Below are 16,325 nucleotides of genomic sequence, written 5' to 3' on the forward strand. Positions count from 1 at the left end.
CCGCTCTCTTAGTTGACGAACGGGAACTGGAATTCCTTCAGGAGAGCCTTGGCTTCCTGGTCGGAGTTCGCAGTGGTGCAGACGATGATGTCCATGCCCCAGACCTGTTCGATCTGGTCATAGTTGATTTCCGGGAACACCAGGTGCTCCTTCAGGCCCATGGCGTAGTTGCCACGGCCGTCGAAGCTCTTGCCGTTCAGGCCGCGGAAGTCCTTCACGCGCGGCAGCGCGATCGTGACCAGGCGGTCCAGGAACTCGTACATCCGGTCCTTGCGAAGGGTGACCTTCCCGCCGACCACCATGCCTTCGCGCAGCTTGAAGCCGGCGATCGACTTGCGGGCCTTGGTGGCGACGGGCTTTTGGCCGGCGATCGCCTGCAGGTCCTTCAGAGCGGTCTGGGCCTTCTTGGAGTCGGCCACGGCCTCGCCGATACCCATGTTCAGGACGATCTTGTCCAGCTTGGGGATCTGCATCTCGTTGGTGTAACCGAACTGTTCCTTCATCGCGGCGCGGATGCGCTCGCGATATTCGGACTTCAGCCGGGGCTCGTAAGCTTGATCAGCCATTGATCACCTCGCCGGTCGTCTTGGCGACGCGCACCTTCTTGTCGCCTTCGATCTTGAAGCCGACGCGGGTGGGCTTGCCCTTGGAATCGACGATCGCCACGTTCGAGACGTGAAGCGCCGCTTCCTTTTGCTTGATGCCGCCCTGGGGGTCGGCTTGGGTGGCCTTGGTGTGACGCGAAACCATGTTCACGCCTTCCACGACGACCCGGCTATCCTTCGGCAGGACCTTGGACACGGTGCCTTGACGGCCCTTGTCCTTGCCAGCCAGAACGACGACGCGGTCGCCCTTCTTGATCTTAGCGGACATTACAGCACCTCCGGAGCGAGGGAGATGATCTTCATGTGGTTCTTGGCGCGCAGTTCACGGGGAACCGGGCCGAAGATCCGCGTGCCGACCGGCTCGCTCTGCTTGTTCACGATGACCGCGGCGTTCTTATCGAAGCGGATGACCGAGCCATCCTTGCGCTTCAGATTTTGATTCACGCGAACGACGACGGCGCGAAGCACGTCACCCTTCTTCACACGGCCACGCGGGATGGCTTCCTTGACGGAGACGACGATGACGTCGCCCACGCTGGCGTAGCGACGGCCTGCGCCGCCCAACACCTTGATGCACATGACCCGGCGAGCGCCAGAATTGTCAGCGACTTCCAGGTTAGTTTGCATCTGGATCATGGTCTAAACCTTCCAGATTAAGCCGAAGCCTTGGGAAGTGCTTCCCAGGTCTTCAGCTTGGACTTCGGAGCGCACTCGACAATGCGAATAGCTTCGCCGGCCTTGTACGCGTTGGCTTCGTCGTGCGCGTGGTACTTCTTCGACTGACGCACGATCTTCTTCAGGATCGGGTGAACGATAGTCCGTTCCACCTTCACCACGACGGTCTTATCGCCCTTGTCGGAGACGACGACCCCTTCGAGGATACGCTTGGGCATATCGTTCTCCTTAAGCCGCGGCCTTGGCGCGCAGCACGGTCTTGATCCGTGCGATGTCCTTGCGGATTTCATCGACGCGGTGGGTCTTCTCGACCTGGCCCGTGGCGGCCTGGAAGCGCAGATTGAACTGCTCCTTCTTCAGGCTGATCAGGGTGTCGGCCAGCTGGTCGGGGGTCAGGCCCCGGATGTCAGCGATCTTCATGAGCCTCAGGCCTCCTGGGCCACACCCGCATCGATGCGGGTGACAACACGGGTGCGGATCGGCAGCTTGGCGGCGCCCAGGCGGAGCGCTTCACGCGCGATATCGTCCGGCACGCCGTCGATTTCGAACATGATGCGGCCCGGAGCCACGCGGGCGGCCCAGTAATCCACGGCGCCTTTACCCTTACCCATCCGGACTTCAGCCGGCTTGCCGGTGACCGGCACGTCCGGGAAGATACGGATCCAGACGCGGCCTTGACGCTTCATCTGGCGGGTAATGGCGCGACGGGCGGCTTCGATTTGACGGGCCGTGATGCGCTCCGGCTCGACGGCCTTCAGGCCGTACGAACCGAAGTTCAGCAAGGTGCCGCCCTTCGAAGTGCCGTGGATGCGGCCCTTGAACTGCTTGCGGAATTTGGTCTTCTTAGGAGACAGCATAGCGATCTAATCCTTACCCGCGATCGCGACGGCCGCGGTCGCCCCGGTCGGGACGATCGCCGCGTTCACGTCCACCACCTTCGCCGGCCGGGCCGGACTCAGTGGCCAGACGCTTGTCGAGCGCCATCGGATCATGCTCCAGCACTTCGCCTTTGAAGATCCAGGTCTTCACGCCGATGATGCCGTAGGTGGTCTTGGCTTCGGCGAAACCGAAGTCGATGTCGGCGCGCAGGGTGTGCAGCGGCACGCGACCTTCGCGATACCACTCCATCCGAGCGATTTCAGCGCCGCCGAGGCGACCCGAGACGTTGATCCGGATGCCCTTGGCGCCGAGGCGCACGGCCGACTGGATCGAACGCTTCATGGCGCGACGGAAGGCGATACGGCGTTCCAGCTGCTGAGCGATCGACTCGGCCACCAGTTGAGCGTCGGTTTCCGGCTTGCGGATCTCGACGATGTTCAGGTGGACTTCGCCCTCGGTCATGATCGACAGGTCCTTGCGGAGCTTGTCGATGTCAGCGCCCTTCTTGCCGATGATGACGCCCGGACGGGCGGCATAGATCGTCACGCGGCACTTCTTGTGCGGACGCTCGATGATGATGCGCGAGACACCAGCTTGGTACAGGCGCTTCTTCAGGGCGGTCCGGACCGCGAGGTCCTGGTGCAGCAACTTGCCATACTGGGGACCGTCGGCGAACCAACGGCTGTCCCAGGTGCGGTTGACGCCGAGCCGCAGCCCGACCGGATTGACTTTCTGACCCATTAGGCGGCCTCACCCAGTTCGCGGACCACGATCGTGATCTCGGAGAACGGCTTCTCAACGCGCGTCGCGCGACCGCGAGCGCGGGGCGAAAAACGCTTCATGATCAGGTTCTTGCCCACATAGGCCTCGGCGACGACCAGGGAGTCGATGTCGAGGTTGTGGTTGTTCTCGGCGTTGGAGATGGCCGAGTACAGCGCCTTGCGGACGTCCTGGGCGATACGCTTGTGGCTGAATTCGAGCTCGTTGAGAGCGCGCTGGACGTTCAGGCCACGGATGGACTGAGCGACCAGGTTCAGCTTGCGAGCGCTGGTGCGCAAGGTGCGAACCTTGCACATCGCTTCGTTGGCCGGCAGGCGGCGAGGTTGTTTAGCTTGGCTCATGGCCTACTTCCTCTTCGCCTTCTTGTCGGCTGCGTGGCCGGGGAAGTTACGGGTCGGAGCGAACTCGCCGAACTTCATGCCGACCATGTCTTCCGACACGGAGACGGGGACGTGCTTCTGGCCGTTGTGGACGCCGAAGGTCAGGCCGACGAATTGCGGCATGATCGTCGAGCGACGCGACCAGGTCTTGATGACGTCCTTGCGGCCCGACGACAGTGCGGCGTCGGCCTTCTTCAGGAGGTACCCGTCGACAAACGGGCCTTTCCAGACGGAGCGGGTCATGGCTTAGCGGCCCTTCTTCGCTTTATGGCGCGAACGGATGATGAACTTGTCCGTGGCCTTGTTGACGCGGGTCTTGGCGCCCTTGGTCGGCTTACCAGCCGGGGTCACCGGATGGCGGCCGCCCGAGGTGCGACCTTCACCACCACCGTGGGGGTGGTCGACCGGGTTCATGGCGACACCGCGGACGTGCGGGCGACGGCCCATGTGACGAGAACGACCGGCTTTGCCGAGGTTCTGGTTCATGTGGTCGGGGTTCGAAACGGCGCCGACGGTGGCCATGCACGTATCGAGCACCATGCGCAGTTCGCCCGAGTTCAGGCGGATCTGGGCGTAGCCGGCGTCACGGCCGACCAGCTGGGCATAAGCGCCAGCCGAACGGGCGATCTGACCACCCTTGGCGGGCTTCAGCTCGATATTGTGGATGATCGTACCGATCGGCAGCGTGCGCAGCGGCGAGGCGTTGCCCGGCTTCACGTCGACCTTCTCGGCGGTGACGACTTCGTCACCGGCCTTCAGGCGTTGCGGGGCCAGGATGTAGGCCAGCTCGCCGTCGCTCTGATACTTGATCAGGGCGATGAAGGCGGTGCGGTTCGGATCGTACTCGAGGCGAACGACCGTGGCCGTGCCTTGCTTACGACGCTTGAAGTCGACCAGACGGTACAGGCGCTTGGCGCCGCCGCCGCGGAAACGGACCGCGATACGGCCATTGCCGCCGCGACCGCCCGACTTGGTCAGACCTTCGACCAGCTTCTTTTCCGGGCGGCCCTTGTGGAGCTCGCTGCGGTCGATCAGCACCAGGCCGCGTTGGCCCGGGCTGGTCGGGTTAAAGTGCTTCAAGGCCATCTCTTAGAGCCCCGTCGTGATGTCGATCGACTGGCCTTCGGCCAGCGTCACGATCGCTTTCTTGACGTCGGAACGGTGTCCGACGATGCCGCGGAAGCGCTTGGTCTTGCCCTTGGTCACGATGGTGTTGACCTTGGTCACCTTGACCTTGAACAGCTCTTCGACGGCGGCGGCGATTTCGTCCTTCGTCGCGTCGTTGGCCACCTTGAAGACAACCTTGTTCTGCTCCGAGAGCAGGGTCGTCTTTTCGGTGATCACCGGCGACAGGATCGTGTCGTAGTGGCGAGCGGTGGCGGCCATTAGGCGGCTTCCTTCTCAGCGAAACGAGCCGAGATCGCCACGATCGCGTCCTTGGTGAGGACGAGCGTTTGGCGACGCAGCACGTCGTAGACGTTCAGGCCGGCGTTCGGCAGGACGTCGACGTTCGGAATGTTGCGGGCGGCGAGCTTGAAGTTCGCGTCCACTTCCGGACCGGCGATGACCAGGGCGTTCTTCAGGCCGATCTTGTCGAAGGTGGCGCGCAGGGCGGCCGTCTTCGCTTCGGTCAGAACCACGCTGTCCAGCACGACCAGCGAGCCGGCCTTGGCCTTCGACGACAGGGCGTGACGCAGCGCCAGAGCCCGGATCTTCTTGGGAAGATCGAAGGCGTGGCTGCGGACGACCGGGCCGTGGGCCTTGGCGCCGCCGACGAACTGAGCCGCACGGCGCGAACCGTGACGAGCGCCGCCGGTGCCCTTCTGCTTGTACATCTTCTTGCCCGTACGAGAGACCTCGTTACGAACCTGAATCTTGTGGTTGCCGGAGCGGCGCTTGGCCAGCTGCCAGGTCACGACGCGTTGAAGGATGTCGCCGCGGATTTCGTCGATGCCAAAGATGGCGTCGTCGAGATCCACAGAACCGGCCTTCGCGCCGTCAAGCTTGATGACGTCGAGTTTCATTAGCCTTCGCCCTCTTCGGTCGTAGCCGCAGGGGCCTCTTCAGCGGGGGTTTCAGCGGCGGCGGCGGCCGGAGCCTGACCAGCCTTGCGGAAAGCGCCCGGACGCGGGAGGTCGGCCGGAGCGGCCTTCTTCACGGCGTCGCGGATCTTCACGTAGCTGCCTTCGTGGCCCGGGACAGCGCCCTTGATCAGGATCAGGCCGCGTTCGACGTCGACCTTCCAGACCGTCACGTTCAAGGTGGTGACGGTTTCCTGACCCAGGTGACCCGCCATCTTCTTGCCCGGGAACGTACGACCCGGATCCTGGCGGTTGCCGGTCGAGCCGTGCGAACGGTGCGAGACCGAAACACCGTGGGTGGCGCGCAGACCAGAGAAGTTCCAGCGCTTCATGGCGCCGGCGAAACCCTTACCGACGGTCACGCCTTGAATGTCGACCTTCTGGCCGGGAACGAAGTGGTCGGCCGTGAACTCGGCGCCAACTTCGATCAGGGCGTTTTCTTCGACACGGAACTCGGCGACGACGCGCTTCGGCTCGACAGCCGCCTTCGCGAAGTGACCGCGCATACCCTTGGAGGTGTTCTTGGCCTTCTTGGCGCCGGCGCCCAGTTGCAGGGCGGTGTAGCCGTCCTTGTCAACGGTGCGCTGAGCCGTGACCTGGCAACCGTCGAGCGACAGGACGGTGACCGGCACGTGCTGGCCAGCTTCGTCGAAGAAGCGGGTCATGCCCAGCTTCTTGGCGATCAGACCGGTGCGTTGGGTGGGGAGAGTCATGAGAGAGGCCCTCCTTACAGCTTGATTTCGACGTCAACGCCGGCCGACAGGTCGAGCTTCATCAGCGCGTCCACGGTCTGCGGAGTCGGGTCAACGATGTCGAGAACGCGCTTGTGCGTACGGATCTCGAACTGCTCGCGCGACTTCTTGTCGACGTGCGGCGAGCGGTTGACGGTGAATTTCTCGATAAGCGTGGGCAGGGGGATCGGTCCCCGTACCGTCGCACCAGTGCGCTTGGCCGTGTTCACGATCTCGCGCGTGGAATGATCCAACACGCGGTGATCAAAGGCCTTGAGCCGGATGCGGATGTTCTGACGATCCATATCGCTCGGTTTCCTAGTGGGCTGCGCCCGCGTCTCGAACCATTTCAAAGACCAACTCGAACTCTCGAGAGAGCTCGTACGCAGCGTCCGCAAAACAAAATACCCCTGCGGTCGCCCGCCGGGGTGGTTGTCCAGATATTGCGCCACCCTCTCGAAAGAAGGCTGAAGGCGCTATGTCCGGGCGTCTCGCGAACCGCGTTTGAGCCCGAGAGCTCACAGCCGGTCCAACAGAGGCGCGCTTGTACGTTCCAGAATCGGTTTCGTCAAGCGCTGTGTCCGGCTCTTCTCGTCCTTGAGGAACGCGACTCGCCGGGCCGGTTCTGAATAGGCGCCCTGCCCGGTTCGCGCAAGGCCCGCGAAAACATAACGCCGGTCTCGTTTTAACGCTTTCGGCCGGATTACTAGCAAGAACGTGCGCCCGCTTGCGCGTAGGTGAAAACCTCGCCCGCGCAAGTGTCACAAAATTGCATTATTCGCCCATCAAGCGCCGCCGCCGGTCTTGAGCAGCCCTCCGAACCTCCATAGATGCCGCCCCTCCCCGGCGGACTGGGCGGCCCTCCCCCCAACAACGACCGCCAAGCCAGCCGGAGGAGCCACTGTTGTGTTGTGTAAGGGGATAGACCCAATGAATACGAAGCTCTTCGCCACCGCCGCCCTGGTCGCCGCCGCCATCTCGGCCCCGGCCTTCGCGCAAAACGTCGGCTCGGTCGGCGCCGCCGTGAACTATACCGACCTGAACACCCGCCTCGGCGGCGCTGACGGCACCTCGGCCGTCCTCGACGGCTCGGTCGCCATCCCGCTGCAAGGCGCCTGGACCGTGACCGCCAACGGCGACGTCTCGATCTCGGACAACGACCTGTCGGACGAGACCGTCGCCTCGGGCGCCGTCCACCTGACGACCAAGCTGGGCGACACCGTCCGCGTCGGCGGCTTCACCGCCCTGTCGCGTCCGTCGAACGACACCCTCTGGGCCGTCGGCGCCGAAGCCCAGAAGTACCTGGACAACGTCACCCTCACGGGCCTGGTCGCCTACGGCCAGTCGAACGACCTGGACGCCGACCTGTACTCGGTCCGCGGCGAAGCCCGCTACTTCGTGTCGGACAACTTCCGCCTGAACGCCGGCGCCGGCTGGTCGCGCATCGACACCAACGTCAACGCCGACCTGTGGGACGTGAATGCCGGTGGCGAATACAAGTTCGCGGGCAGCGGCTGGTCGACCTTCGCCAAGTACACCCACGCGGAATCTAAGGACCTGGCCAAGCTGAACTCGGACGCCGTGAAGGTCGGCTTCCGCTACACCTTCGGCGGCAGCCTGAAGGACCGCGATCGCGCTGGGGCCGACCTGGCCACGGCCGGCGACCTGTTCGGCTTCGGCGTCCGCTAAGGATCGCCGAACCAACCGGTTCGACATGAAGAAGGCCCCGGGAGCGATCCCGGGGCCTTCACTCTTATATATAGAGAGCGTGTGTGTGCGTGAGTGGCGGCCTACTGGCCGATGATCACGTCGCCCGAGCCGGCCACGTGCTTCTTGACCGGGCCGTTGACCTTGGCGATGCGCACGTCGCCCGAACCGGCCACCGAGACGTCGACCTCATCGGCCTCGCCATTAAAGGCCACGTCGCCCGAGCCCATCACGCTGACATCGACCAGACGGCTGCGGCCGCCCGCGACGGTGATGTTGCCCGAGCCGGCGATGTTGCCGTCCAGCTTGCCGGCGATGCTGGCGACCGAGACGTCGCCCGAGCCAGCGATATTGACCTCGAGATCACCCGCGACGGCCTGGGTCGAGACGTCGCCCGAACCGGCGATGCTGATCTCGGCGACGCCAGCCGAGCCGGTCTTGGTGTCGCCCGAGCCGGCCTGGGCGACTTCCAGCTTGCCCTTGGTGTTGGCGATCGTCCAGTCGCCGCAGCCGGCGTTGCCCAGCTTGACGCTGTCCGAGCGGCCGATGTCGCCGAACACCGCGCCGCCGGCCTGGACTCTGGCGTCCATCGGCACGCGGACCGCGATCTGCGGGAAGTTGTCGTAGGAGACCTCGCCGACGCCGCGGACCTTGACCCAGATCTTGCCGTTGCGGCTGTTGCAGCCGTTGATCTTGTTCATGCGCAGGTCGCCGTCGACGATCACCTCATCGCCGTTCTGACGCAGGGCCAGCGGCAGGCTGGGATTGGTGGTCAGGAACTCGACCTTCACGTCCGAGCGGTTCTCGGGGATGACCACGACGCGCGCGACGGCGTCCTTGATCTTCACGGAGGGGGCGGCCGAGGCGGCTCCGGCGGCGGACACGGCGGCGGCCACGAGGGCCAGGGTGGTCAGAGCGCGCATCGGTTTCTCCCGTCGGATGCGTGTAATTCGATGAGGGGAAGCTAGCGACGGTTCGCCCAACCTTCGACTTAATTCGTGGTCATGACCCAGAAGTCATGGAACGGCGGTCGCTTAGTCGACCGCGGGCCCGGCTCCAGCCGCTAGGCGGGCCAAGCCGCCTGATGCTTGCGCAGCCGCACCGGAGCTGACTTGTAGGCCGGCGTGCCCGAGCGCTGGTCGTGGTCATCCAGGGCGATCACCACATTGGTCTCGGGATAATAGGCCGCCAAGCATCCCGGCGGGATGTCGCGCGCCACCACGGTGAAGGCCCGCACCAGCCGCTCGCCCGTCTCGTCGAAGGCCGCGCCAAGATCGACCAGGTCGCCCTGCTCCAGCCCCAGCCGGGCCAGGTCGTCGGGATTGGCGAAGATCACGTCGCGGCGGCCGAACACCCCGCGATAGCGGTCGTTATCGCCGTAGATCGTGGTGTTGTACTGGTCGTGGCTGCGCAGGGTGGTCAGGATCATCACGTCCGGATCACCCCGGCGCGGGTCCCCGGCCTTGGGGGCGTGGACGATGAAGTTGGCCTTACCTGTCGCCGTCTTCCAGATCCGGTCCGACGGTCCGACGGGCAGACGGAAGCCACCGGGAACGCGGATCCTGTCATTGTAGTCGTCGAACGCGCCGGGGAAGACCCGGGCGATCAGGGCGCGCACGGCGTCGTAATCGTTAGCCAGTCCCGGCCAGTCGACCAGCGGATCCTCTCCGAACACCGCCGCGGCGATCCCCGCCACGATGGCCGGCTCGGACAGCAGGTGCTCGGACGCCGGCGGATTGAGGCCGCGCGAGGCGTGGACCATCGACATCGAGTCCTCGACCGTCACCGACTGGCGCACGCCGGCCCGAACGTCCAGCTCGGTGCGGCCCAGGCACGGCAGCAGGATCGTCGCCTTGCCGACCAGCAGGTGCGTGCGGTTGGGCTTGGTGGCGACGTGGACGGCGAGGTCCAGCTTGCGCATGGCCGCGAAGGTCCGCACCGGGTCGGGCGCGGCCACCGCGAAATTGCCGCCCAGACCGACGAAGACCTTGGCCTCGCCCCGCTCGATCGCCGCGATCGCCTCGACCACCGTATGACCGTGGGCGCGGGGCGGCTCGAAGCCGAACACGTCGCGGATCGAATCCAGCATCGCCGCCGACGGCTTCTCGGCGATCCCGACCGTGCGGGCGCCCTGGACGTTGGAATGGCCGCGCAGCGGACAGATCCCCGCCCCCGGCCGGCCGATGTTGCCCTTCAGCAGCAGCAGGTTGACCAGCTGCTGCACCGCGCCGGAACTGTCGCGGTGCTGGGTCAGGCCCATGCCGTAGCAGAGGATGGCCGCCTTGGCCTTGGCGTAGGTCGCCGCCGCCTCCTCGATCCGGGCGCGCGGCAGGCCGCAGCCGGCTTCGATCTCGGCCCAGTCCAGCGCCTCGACGAACGCCGCGAGGCCTTCGAAACCGGCGGTGTGCTCTTCTATAAAGACACGATCGAGCACGCCGCCGTCGCGCGCTTCCATCGCCAGCAGCGCCTTCATCATGCCCTGCACGAACATCGCGTCGCCGCCGATGGTCAGCTGGTAATAGGCCGAGGCGATCGAGGTCGAGGTCAGGGTCGCCATCTCGACCGGGTCCTGCGGCGAGGCGAACTTCTCCAGCGCCCGCTCCTTCAGTGGGTTGAAGGCCAGGATCGTCGCGCCGCGCCGGCTGGCCTCGCGCAGGGTGGACATCATCCGCGGATGGTTGGTGCCGGGATTGTGCCCGAAACACAGGATCAGGTCGGCGTGGTCGAAGTCCTCGAGGGTCACCGAGCCCTTGCCCAGGCCGATCGAGTCCGGCAGGCCGACGCTGGTCGGCTCGTGGCACATGTTCGAGCAGTCGGGGAAATTGTTTGTCCCGAACCGCCGCGCCATCAGCTGATAGAGGAAGGCCGCCTCGTTGCTGGCCCGGCCCGAGGCGTAGAATTCGGCCCGGTTGGGATCGTCCAGCGCCTTCAGCCCCGCCGCCGTCCGCGCGAAGGCCTCGTCCCAGGTGATGGCCTTGTAGCGGTCGTCGGCCGGATCATAGGCCATCGGCTCGGTCAGCCGGCCCAGGTCCTCGATCTGGTGGTCGCTCCAGGTCAGCAGTTCGCTGACCGTGTGCTCGGCGAAGACCCGCGGCGTCGCCCGCTTGGTCGTCGCCTCCCAGGCCACGGCCTTGGCTCCGTTCTCGCAGAACTCGAACGACGAGGTGTGCTTGGGGTCGGGCCAAGCGCAGCCGGGGCAGTCGAAGCCCTCGGGCTGATTGGCGCGCATCAGGGTCTTGCCGCCCTCGACGATCGTCTCCTGGTCGGCCAGGGCGCCGGCCACCGCCTTCAGCGCGCCCCAGCCGCCGGCGGCTTGGTGATAGGGCCGAACCCCCGGGACCTTGTCGCTCGCCATCAGGCCGGTTCCATTTCGGATTCTAGAAGACGCTGGCCGCCGGCGAACACCGCGTGGCCGTCGGCGCGGGCCAGGGCGACCAGGGTCAGATTGGCCTCTTCCGCCTTGGCGATCGCCAGTTCGGTCGGGGCCGAGACCGCCACCAGGATCGGACAGCCCGTCCGCGCGGCCTTCTCGACCATCTCGAACGAGCAGCGGCTGGTGACGACGACGAAGCCCGTCGCCGAGTCGATCCCCTCGCGGGCCATGGCTCCGGCCAGCTTGTCGAGCGCGTTGTGGCGGCCGACGTCCTCGCGGACCCGGATCAGCGCGCCGTCGGCGTCAAAGAAGGCGGCGGCGTGGGTGGCGCGGGTCAGGCGGCCCAAGGCCTGCCGCTCCTCCAGGGCCGCCAGGGCGCGCGGTATGGCCTCGTGCGCGATCTGGACGCCCGCGCCCAGCACCGGCAGCGGCCGCACCGCGTCGGCCAGGCGCTGCACGCCGCAGAGGCCACAGCTGGAGCGGCCTTCCAGATTGCGCGGCCGGGCCTTCTTAGCGGTCGCGCCGGGCGCCAGGCGGATGTCGACCAGCACGCCCTGCTCTTCTTCCTTGGCGGTGATCGCCAGCACGTCGGCGGCCGCGGCGATTCCCTCGGTGACCACGAAGYCCAGGGCCAGATCCTCCAGGTGCTCGGGCGTGGCCATCAGCACCGTATGGGGACGACCGTCGAACGACAGCCCCACGGCGGTCTCGCGCGGCAGGTCCCGCGAAAGCGATTCCGGGGAGCGTCCGGCGCGCCATTGCACGGCGGGACGACGGGTGGCGGGGGAACGCGACATGGCGACGAGCTTACGCCTTGGGCGCCGGGCGGTACAACCGATGACGCTAGGGCGGGAATGTTCAAAACCTTCATCGTTGGACGGGTGACCGGCGCGCGATCCTGGAGCAATCTGCCGCCCATGGCTGGCACAACCTTCGACACCCGACGCGCCCAAATGTTTCCTCGGCTGGAACCGGCCGAGATCGACCGCCTGCGCCGCTTCGGCCAGGTGATCCGCGCCGAGGCCGGCGCGGCTCTGGCGACCTCCGGCGTCCCCTCGCCCGGCCTGTTCGTGATTCTGGCCGGCCGGGTGGCGATCAGCCGCCGTGACGCCCACAACGACAGCCAGCCGATCGTCGAGCACGCCGCCGGCCAGTTCATCGGCGAGATCGCCCAGCTGTCGGGCCGCCCCTCGCTGGTCGACGTCGCCGCCATCAGCGAGGTCGAGGCCCTGCTGATCGCCCCCGAACGCCTGCGCGCCGTGCTGGTCGCCGAGGCGGAACTGGGTGAGCGGATCATGCGCGCCCTGATCCTGCGCCGGGTCAGCCTGATCGAGACCGGGGCCGGCGGGCCGATCATCGTCGGCCGCGCCGCCGATTCCGAGGTCATCCGCCTGTCCGGATTCCTGGCCCGCAACGGCCATCCCTATCAGCATCTGGATCCCGACGCGGTCGAGTGCGCCAATGTGCTGATCCAGCGCTTCGAGGTCGACGACAGCGAGCTGCCGATCGTCCTGTGTCCGGACGGAACCCTGCTGCGCCAGCCGACCAACTATCAGCTGGGCCGCTGCATCGGCCTGGTGGGTCCGATCGACTCCGACCGCATCTACGACGTGGCCGTGGTCGGGGCCGGTCCCGCGGGCCTGGCCACCGCCGTCTACGCCGCGTCCGAGGGCCTGTCGGTGCTGGTGCTGGACACCCGCGCCTTTGGCGGCCAGGCCGGGGCCTCGGCGCGGATCGAGAACTATCTCGGCTTCCCCACGGGGATTTCGGGCATGGCCCTGATGGGCCGCGCCTATGGCCAGGCCCAGAAGTTCGGGGCCGAGCTGGCCATTCCCGACGAGGTCGCCTCGCTGGACTGCGAGGAAGGCTCGCACCGCTATCGCCTGAAGCTGGCCAGCGGCGAGAGCGCCCAGGCCAAGACCGTGGTCATCGCCAGCGGCGCCCGCTATCGCCGGCTGGAGGTCGAGAACCTCGACCGTTTCGAGGGGGCCTGCGTCCACTACTGGGCCTCGCCGCTGGAGGCCAAGCTGTGCGCCGGCCAGGAGGTTGCGCTCGTCGGAGCCGGCAACTCGGCGGGCCAGGCGGCGGTCTATCTGGCCAGCCAGGTCAAGAAGGTCTGGATGATCGTGCGCGGCGAGAGCCTGGCGGCGACCATGTCCCGTTACCTGATCGACCGCATCCAGAGCACGCCGAACATCGAGGTGGTGGTCAAGAGCCAGGTCGTCGACCTCGAAGGCGACGCCCCCGAGGGCAAGGGCGGCCAGCTGTCGGCGGTGCGTTGGCGCGGTCCGGGCGGCCTGGAGACCACCCAGGCCATCAGCCACCTCTTCCTGTTCATCGGCGCCGCGCCCAACACCGCCTGGCTGGCCCACTGCCGGGTCGAGCTGGACAACCACGGCTTCGTGCGCACCGGGGCCGACCTGGCGCCGGGCCATCCGCTGCTGCAGACCAGCCGCAAGGGCGTGTTCGCGATCGGCGACGCCCGGGCCGGCTCGGTCAAGCGGGTGGCCGCCGCCGTCGGCGAAGGCGCCCAGGCCGTCGCCGCCATCCACGCCTATCTGGCCGACGCTTAAGGGACCTTCCGATGAGCTGCACGCACGGCGACGCCATCCGCTCGGTCACGCCCAGCGCCAAGGGCTGCGAGGAGTGCCTGAAGACCGGCGGCTGGTGGGTGCACCTGCGTCTGTGCCGCACCTGCGGCCATGTCGGCTGCTGCGACGACAGTCCCAGCAAGCACGCCACCGCCCACTTCCGCGCCAGCAAGCACCCGATCATCGAGGGCTATGATCCACCCGAGGGCTGGGGCTGGTGCTTCATCGACGAGGAGTTCGTCGAGCTGCCGGACCAGACGGCGCAGGTCGGGCCTATTCCGCGGTTTGTCGAGGGGTGAGGCGCAGCACGGCGCCCTTCCGCCGGTTGGGCCGGCGGGTTGGGGAGGCGGCGGAGCGTCCGGGCAGGGCCCGGATGAGATTGTAGTGGAGTACCGTTTCGGCCGAGGCCGGAGCGCTCCGCGTGACCGTTATCCGGTGAGCCCTCGACGCGCGGGGTCTTAACCCGCTTCCGAAAGAGGCCCCCGGCGAGCGGAGAGAAATGCGTTCCCTCCGGACCGCGCGGGCGATTTCAGCCCGCGCCTGGTGCGTCCGCCAAGCCGTCGCCGCCAGGGCTTCGTCCCGATGTTTCAGGGAACCCGCCGCTGGATCCGTCACGAAGGCGAGTCTCCTTAGGAGACCCGGCGAGCGCTTCCCGCTCGATCACCCCCGCCGCGCATTCGGTCGCCAGCTGAACGCCCTCCCCCGCGACGGGGCAAGGAGAAGTATGGGTCCGGTTTTCAGGGTGATGCGTCGATTTTGGATGGGCTCGCTGCTTGCGGAGCCAAGACGTTGATTTCGCTCGCGCTGAAACCCGCGTGTCCCCGCGCGACGGCGGGGATTCAGGAGGGGCTAAGGCGCCTTCTCGGCCCTTTGCTGACCTCTCTCGCCCGGATAGGCTCAGCGTATGAGCGTCACCGCCCAGGCAATCATCACAGTCGCCTTCTGGATTACGACCGCAACGGCTGGAATCTTACCTGGCCCGACGCCGTCCATGGATCTGAAGCCGCTCCCAGCTTCCGAAATCGCCCTTAGGTTCGCCGACGTCAGCGTCGATACGGCGGTCGCGGATCACATCGAGATTTTTCATGCGGGAGGCATCTACGAGCTTCAGGGTCGTGCGGTGACGTGGGGCAATTTCACCGTGGCCGACGGACGCCTTTGCGTGAAAACGCCGCCACGCCCCCAATTCTGTAGACGCGTTTCGGTCGACGCGGCCGGCGGCATCTACTTTTCAAGCGAAAACGTGGAGTCAGGGCGGCCGCAAATGATCCAGTTACGGGCGCTCCAATAGTCACGCAGATGGCTGGCGAGCCCGTCTTGGGACTTCCGGCAACGACGTCCGCTTCGCACCCTAGCTGGGGTGCGGCGCCGGAATAGGAGCGCAAGGTCTGAGTTCAGAGACCTCGCCAATTCCCGCTTTCGACCCATGGCGGACCCACCAATTCCCTCTCTCTGAGAAAGAGGGATTCCGGATGTCCGCTCGCCACCCAACGAAGGACTTCGGAACGCCGGCTTGTAGGCGAGCCGGTTAGGCCGCAACGTCTACTGGAGGCGAGAGGATGCGCAATGGGATTGGGAGCTTGGGACGATCACCGCGACAGCTCCCCGCACTGAGCGTTGAGGAGCAAATGCTCATGGCAGGCACAGCTCGATGAGCTCGGACGTCGGCTCACCGCCCGTCGCGGATCTTGCTCCGCGATGACAAGCTGGTTTTTCCTGGCGGCCGTCGCCATCGCGGGCTTCGTAGCTACGATAGCTGTGTTCTGGTTCAGCTATGATGGCTCTCACAAGCGGCGGCTGGCGCTCTTAGCAGGGTTTGGTGCGGCAATGGTCGCCGGCGCCCCGTTCGTCGCGGTGACGCTTGGGACAAGTTCGCTGCCCGCCCTACGCGGCGTGATGGGCCTCGGCCTTGGCCTCTTTTGGATGGGACTCGTACTCTTCCTTGCCGCGGTCATTCTTTCGAAGCGTTGGCGCGTAGCTGCAAGTGGCCTTCCAATGGTTCCCTTGGCCCTTTGGACCTTCGTGCTGTTGGCCGTCTTCACAGGGGCGACCTAGGCTAAAAACCGCCTGCTCCGCCCGATGCGAACGCCGCTCCAAAAGCAAAAGGCCCCGGAGATCGCTCTCCGGGGCCTTCGCTTAGCTCAGATCAGCGTGCGCTGAAGATCGATCGATTACTCGACGATCTTGGCCACCACGCCGGCGCCGACGGTGCGGCCGCCTTCACGGATGGCGAAGCGCAGGCCTTGGTCCATGGCGATCGGGGTGATCAGCTCGACGTCCAGCTCGGCGTTGTCGCCCGGCATGATCATTTCCACGCCTTCCTTCAGCTTGATGATGCCGGTGACATCGGTCGTGCGGAAGTAGAACTGCGGACGGTAGTTGGTGAAGAACGGGGTGTGACGGCCGCCTTCTTCCTTGTTCAGGATGTAGGCTTCGGCCACGAACTTGGTGTGCGGCGTGATCGAACCCGGCTTGCACAGCACTTGGCCGCGCTCGACGTCTTCACGCTTGGTGCCGCGCAGC

General features: G+C 66.1%; 23 protein-coding genes. 4 read left to right on the forward strand and 19 right to left on the reverse strand.

Annotation, left to right across the window (positions count from 1 at the left end):
* Nucleotides 1–8: 8 nt before the first annotated feature.
* Genes rplE through AC1DSO_RS18885 form a run of 15 tightly spaced genes read right to left on the reverse strand, consistent with a single transcriptional unit; the run spans nt 9 to nt 6,653 of the window.
* On the reverse strand, nt 9–566 hold the full coding sequence (gene rplE / locus AC1DSO_RS18815; protein WP_477070272.1) for a 50S ribosomal protein L5: 558 nt from the start codon (nt 564–566) through the stop codon (nt 9–11).
* Nucleotides 559–873 carry a 50S ribosomal protein L24 gene (gene rplX / locus AC1DSO_RS18820; protein ID WP_047413105.1) on the reverse strand — a complete coding sequence of 105 codons (315 nt, stop codon included), beginning with the start codon at nt 871–873 and terminating at the stop codon, nt 559–561. The genes rplE and rplX overlap by 8 nt, the downstream gene beginning before the upstream one ends.
* Nucleotides 873–1,241 (reverse strand): 50S ribosomal protein L14, encoded by a 369-nt coding sequence (gene rplN / locus AC1DSO_RS18825; protein ID WP_010919137.1) that lies wholly within the window; start codon nt 1,239–1,241, stop codon nt 873–875. Before rplN ends, rplX begins: the two co-directional genes overlap by 1 nt.
* 17 nt (nt 1,242–1,258) lie before the next feature.
* Nucleotides 1,259–1,498, reverse strand: a complete 240-nt coding sequence (gene rpsQ, locus AC1DSO_RS18830; protein WP_047413102.1) for a 30S ribosomal protein S17 — start codon at nt 1,496–1,498, stop codon at nt 1,259–1,261.
* A 10-nt stretch (nt 1,499–1,508) separates the two neighbouring features.
* Nucleotides 1,509–1,700, reverse strand: coding sequence for a 50S ribosomal protein L29 (gene rpmC / locus AC1DSO_RS18835; protein ID WP_477070273.1), 192 nt, complete (start codon nt 1,698–1,700; stop codon nt 1,509–1,511).
* Between the two features lie 5 nt (nt 1,701–1,705).
* Nucleotides 1,706–2,137, reverse strand: coding sequence for a 50S ribosomal protein L16 (rplP, locus tag AC1DSO_RS18840; RefSeq protein ID WP_010919134.1), 432 nt, complete (start codon nt 2,135–2,137; stop codon nt 1,706–1,708).
* 13 nt (nt 2,138–2,150) lie between these two features.
* A complete protein-coding gene (gene rpsC, locus AC1DSO_RS18845) occupies nt 2,151–2,900 on the reverse strand; it encodes a 30S ribosomal protein S3 (RefSeq protein ID WP_047413095.1) in 750 nt (249 codons plus the stop codon).
* Complete coding sequence (rplV, locus tag AC1DSO_RS18850; protein WP_047413092.1) at nt 2,900–3,280, reverse strand: 50S ribosomal protein L22; 381 nt, start codon at nt 3,278–3,280, stop codon at nt 2,900–2,902. The genes rpsC and rplV overlap by 1 nt, the downstream gene beginning before the upstream one ends.
* 3 nt (nt 3,281–3,283) lie before the next feature.
* A complete protein-coding gene (gene rpsS, locus AC1DSO_RS18855) occupies nt 3,284–3,562 on the reverse strand; it encodes a 30S ribosomal protein S19 (protein ID WP_029912294.1) in 279 nt (92 codons plus the stop codon).
* A 3-nt stretch (nt 3,563–3,565) separates the two neighbouring features.
* Nucleotides 3,566–4,405 (reverse strand): 50S ribosomal protein L2, encoded by an 840-nt coding sequence (gene rplB / locus AC1DSO_RS18860; RefSeq protein WP_047413086.1) that lies wholly within the window; start codon nt 4,403–4,405, stop codon nt 3,566–3,568.
* A gap of 3 nt (nt 4,406–4,408) precedes the next feature.
* Nucleotides 4,409–4,705, reverse strand: a complete 297-nt coding sequence (locus tag AC1DSO_RS18865; protein WP_047413083.1) for a 50S ribosomal protein L23 — start codon at nt 4,703–4,705, stop codon at nt 4,409–4,411.
* Nucleotides 4,705–5,343 (reverse strand): 50S ribosomal protein L4, encoded by a 639-nt coding sequence (gene rplD, locus AC1DSO_RS18870; protein ID WP_477070274.1) that lies wholly within the window; start codon nt 5,341–5,343, stop codon nt 4,705–4,707. Before rplD ends, AC1DSO_RS18865 begins: the two co-directional genes overlap by 1 nt.
* On the reverse strand, nt 5,343–6,113 hold the full coding sequence (rplC, locus tag AC1DSO_RS18875) for a 50S ribosomal protein L3 (protein WP_477070275.1): 771 nt from the start codon (nt 6,111–6,113) through the stop codon (nt 5,343–5,345). The genes rplD and rplC overlap by 1 nt, the downstream gene beginning before the upstream one ends.
* A gap of 14 nt (nt 6,114–6,127) precedes the next feature.
* Nucleotides 6,128–6,436 carry a 30S ribosomal protein S10 gene (rpsJ, locus tag AC1DSO_RS18880; protein ID WP_004616952.1) on the reverse strand — a complete coding sequence of 103 codons (309 nt, stop codon included), beginning with the start codon at nt 6,434–6,436 and terminating at the stop codon, nt 6,128–6,130.
* Between the two features lie 13 nt (nt 6,437–6,449).
* Entirely contained in the window at nt 6,450–6,653 is a 204-nt protein-coding gene (locus AC1DSO_RS18885; protein WP_477070276.1) for a hypothetical protein, read from the reverse strand.
* Between the two features lie 408 nt (nt 6,654–7,061).
* On the opposite strand from AC1DSO_RS18885, the gene AC1DSO_RS18890 reads away from it, so the two are divergent.
* Complete coding sequence (locus AC1DSO_RS18890; protein WP_477070277.1) at nt 7,062–7,820, forward strand: outer membrane protein; 759 nt, start codon at nt 7,062–7,064, stop codon at nt 7,818–7,820.
* Nucleotides 7,821–7,921: 101 nt separating this feature from the next.
* Here the strand turns inward: AC1DSO_RS18890 and AC1DSO_RS18895 are convergent, their stop codons facing one another.
* The 3 genes from AC1DSO_RS18895 to fdhD all read right to left on the reverse strand — a co-directional run bounded on the left by AC1DSO_RS18895 (nt 7,922) and on the right by fdhD (nt 12,008).
* A complete protein-coding gene (locus AC1DSO_RS18895; protein WP_477070278.1) occupies nt 7,922–8,761 on the reverse strand; it encodes a GIN domain-containing protein in 840 nt (279 codons plus the stop codon).
* Nucleotides 8,762–8,901: 140 nt separating this feature from the next.
* Nucleotides 8,902–11,193: an FdhF/YdeP family oxidoreductase gene (locus AC1DSO_RS18900; RefSeq protein ID WP_477070279.1), complete on the reverse strand. Its 2,292-nt coding sequence runs from the start codon at nt 11,191–11,193 to the stop codon at nt 8,902–8,904.
* A complete protein-coding gene (gene fdhD, locus AC1DSO_RS18905; RefSeq protein WP_477070280.1) occupies nt 11,193–12,008 on the reverse strand; it encodes a formate dehydrogenase accessory sulfurtransferase FdhD in 816 nt (271 codons plus the stop codon). Before fdhD ends, AC1DSO_RS18900 begins: the two co-directional genes overlap by 1 nt.
* 120 nt (nt 12,009–12,128) lie before the next feature.
* Between fdhD and AC1DSO_RS18910 the strand changes: the two genes are divergently transcribed.
* The 3 genes from AC1DSO_RS18910 to AC1DSO_RS18920 all read left to right on the forward strand — a co-directional run bounded on the left by AC1DSO_RS18910 (nt 12,129) and on the right by AC1DSO_RS18920 (nt 15,093).
* Nucleotides 12,129–13,784 (forward strand): FAD-dependent oxidoreductase, encoded by a 1,656-nt coding sequence (locus AC1DSO_RS18910; RefSeq protein WP_477070281.1) that lies wholly within the window; start codon nt 12,129–12,131, stop codon nt 13,782–13,784.
* Nucleotides 13,785–13,795: 11 nt separating this feature from the next.
* On the forward strand, nt 13,796–14,101 hold the full coding sequence (locus AC1DSO_RS18915; protein WP_477070282.1) for a UBP-type zinc finger domain-containing protein: 306 nt from the start codon (nt 13,796–13,798) through the stop codon (nt 14,099–14,101).
* A 605-nt stretch (nt 14,102–14,706) separates the two neighbouring features.
* A complete protein-coding gene (locus tag AC1DSO_RS18920) occupies nt 14,707–15,093 on the forward strand; it encodes a hypothetical protein (RefSeq protein WP_477070283.1) in 387 nt (128 codons plus the stop codon).
* Nucleotides 15,094–15,973: 880 nt separating this feature from the next.
* Here the strand turns inward: AC1DSO_RS18920 and AC1DSO_RS18925 are convergent.
* The coding region (locus tag AC1DSO_RS18925) for an EF-Tu C-terminal domain-related protein (RefSeq protein WP_477070284.1) at nt 15,974–16,325 on the reverse strand (352 nt) is incomplete at its 5' end.

It is taken from the genome of Caulobacter sp. P4_E5, from assembly GCF_056401555.1.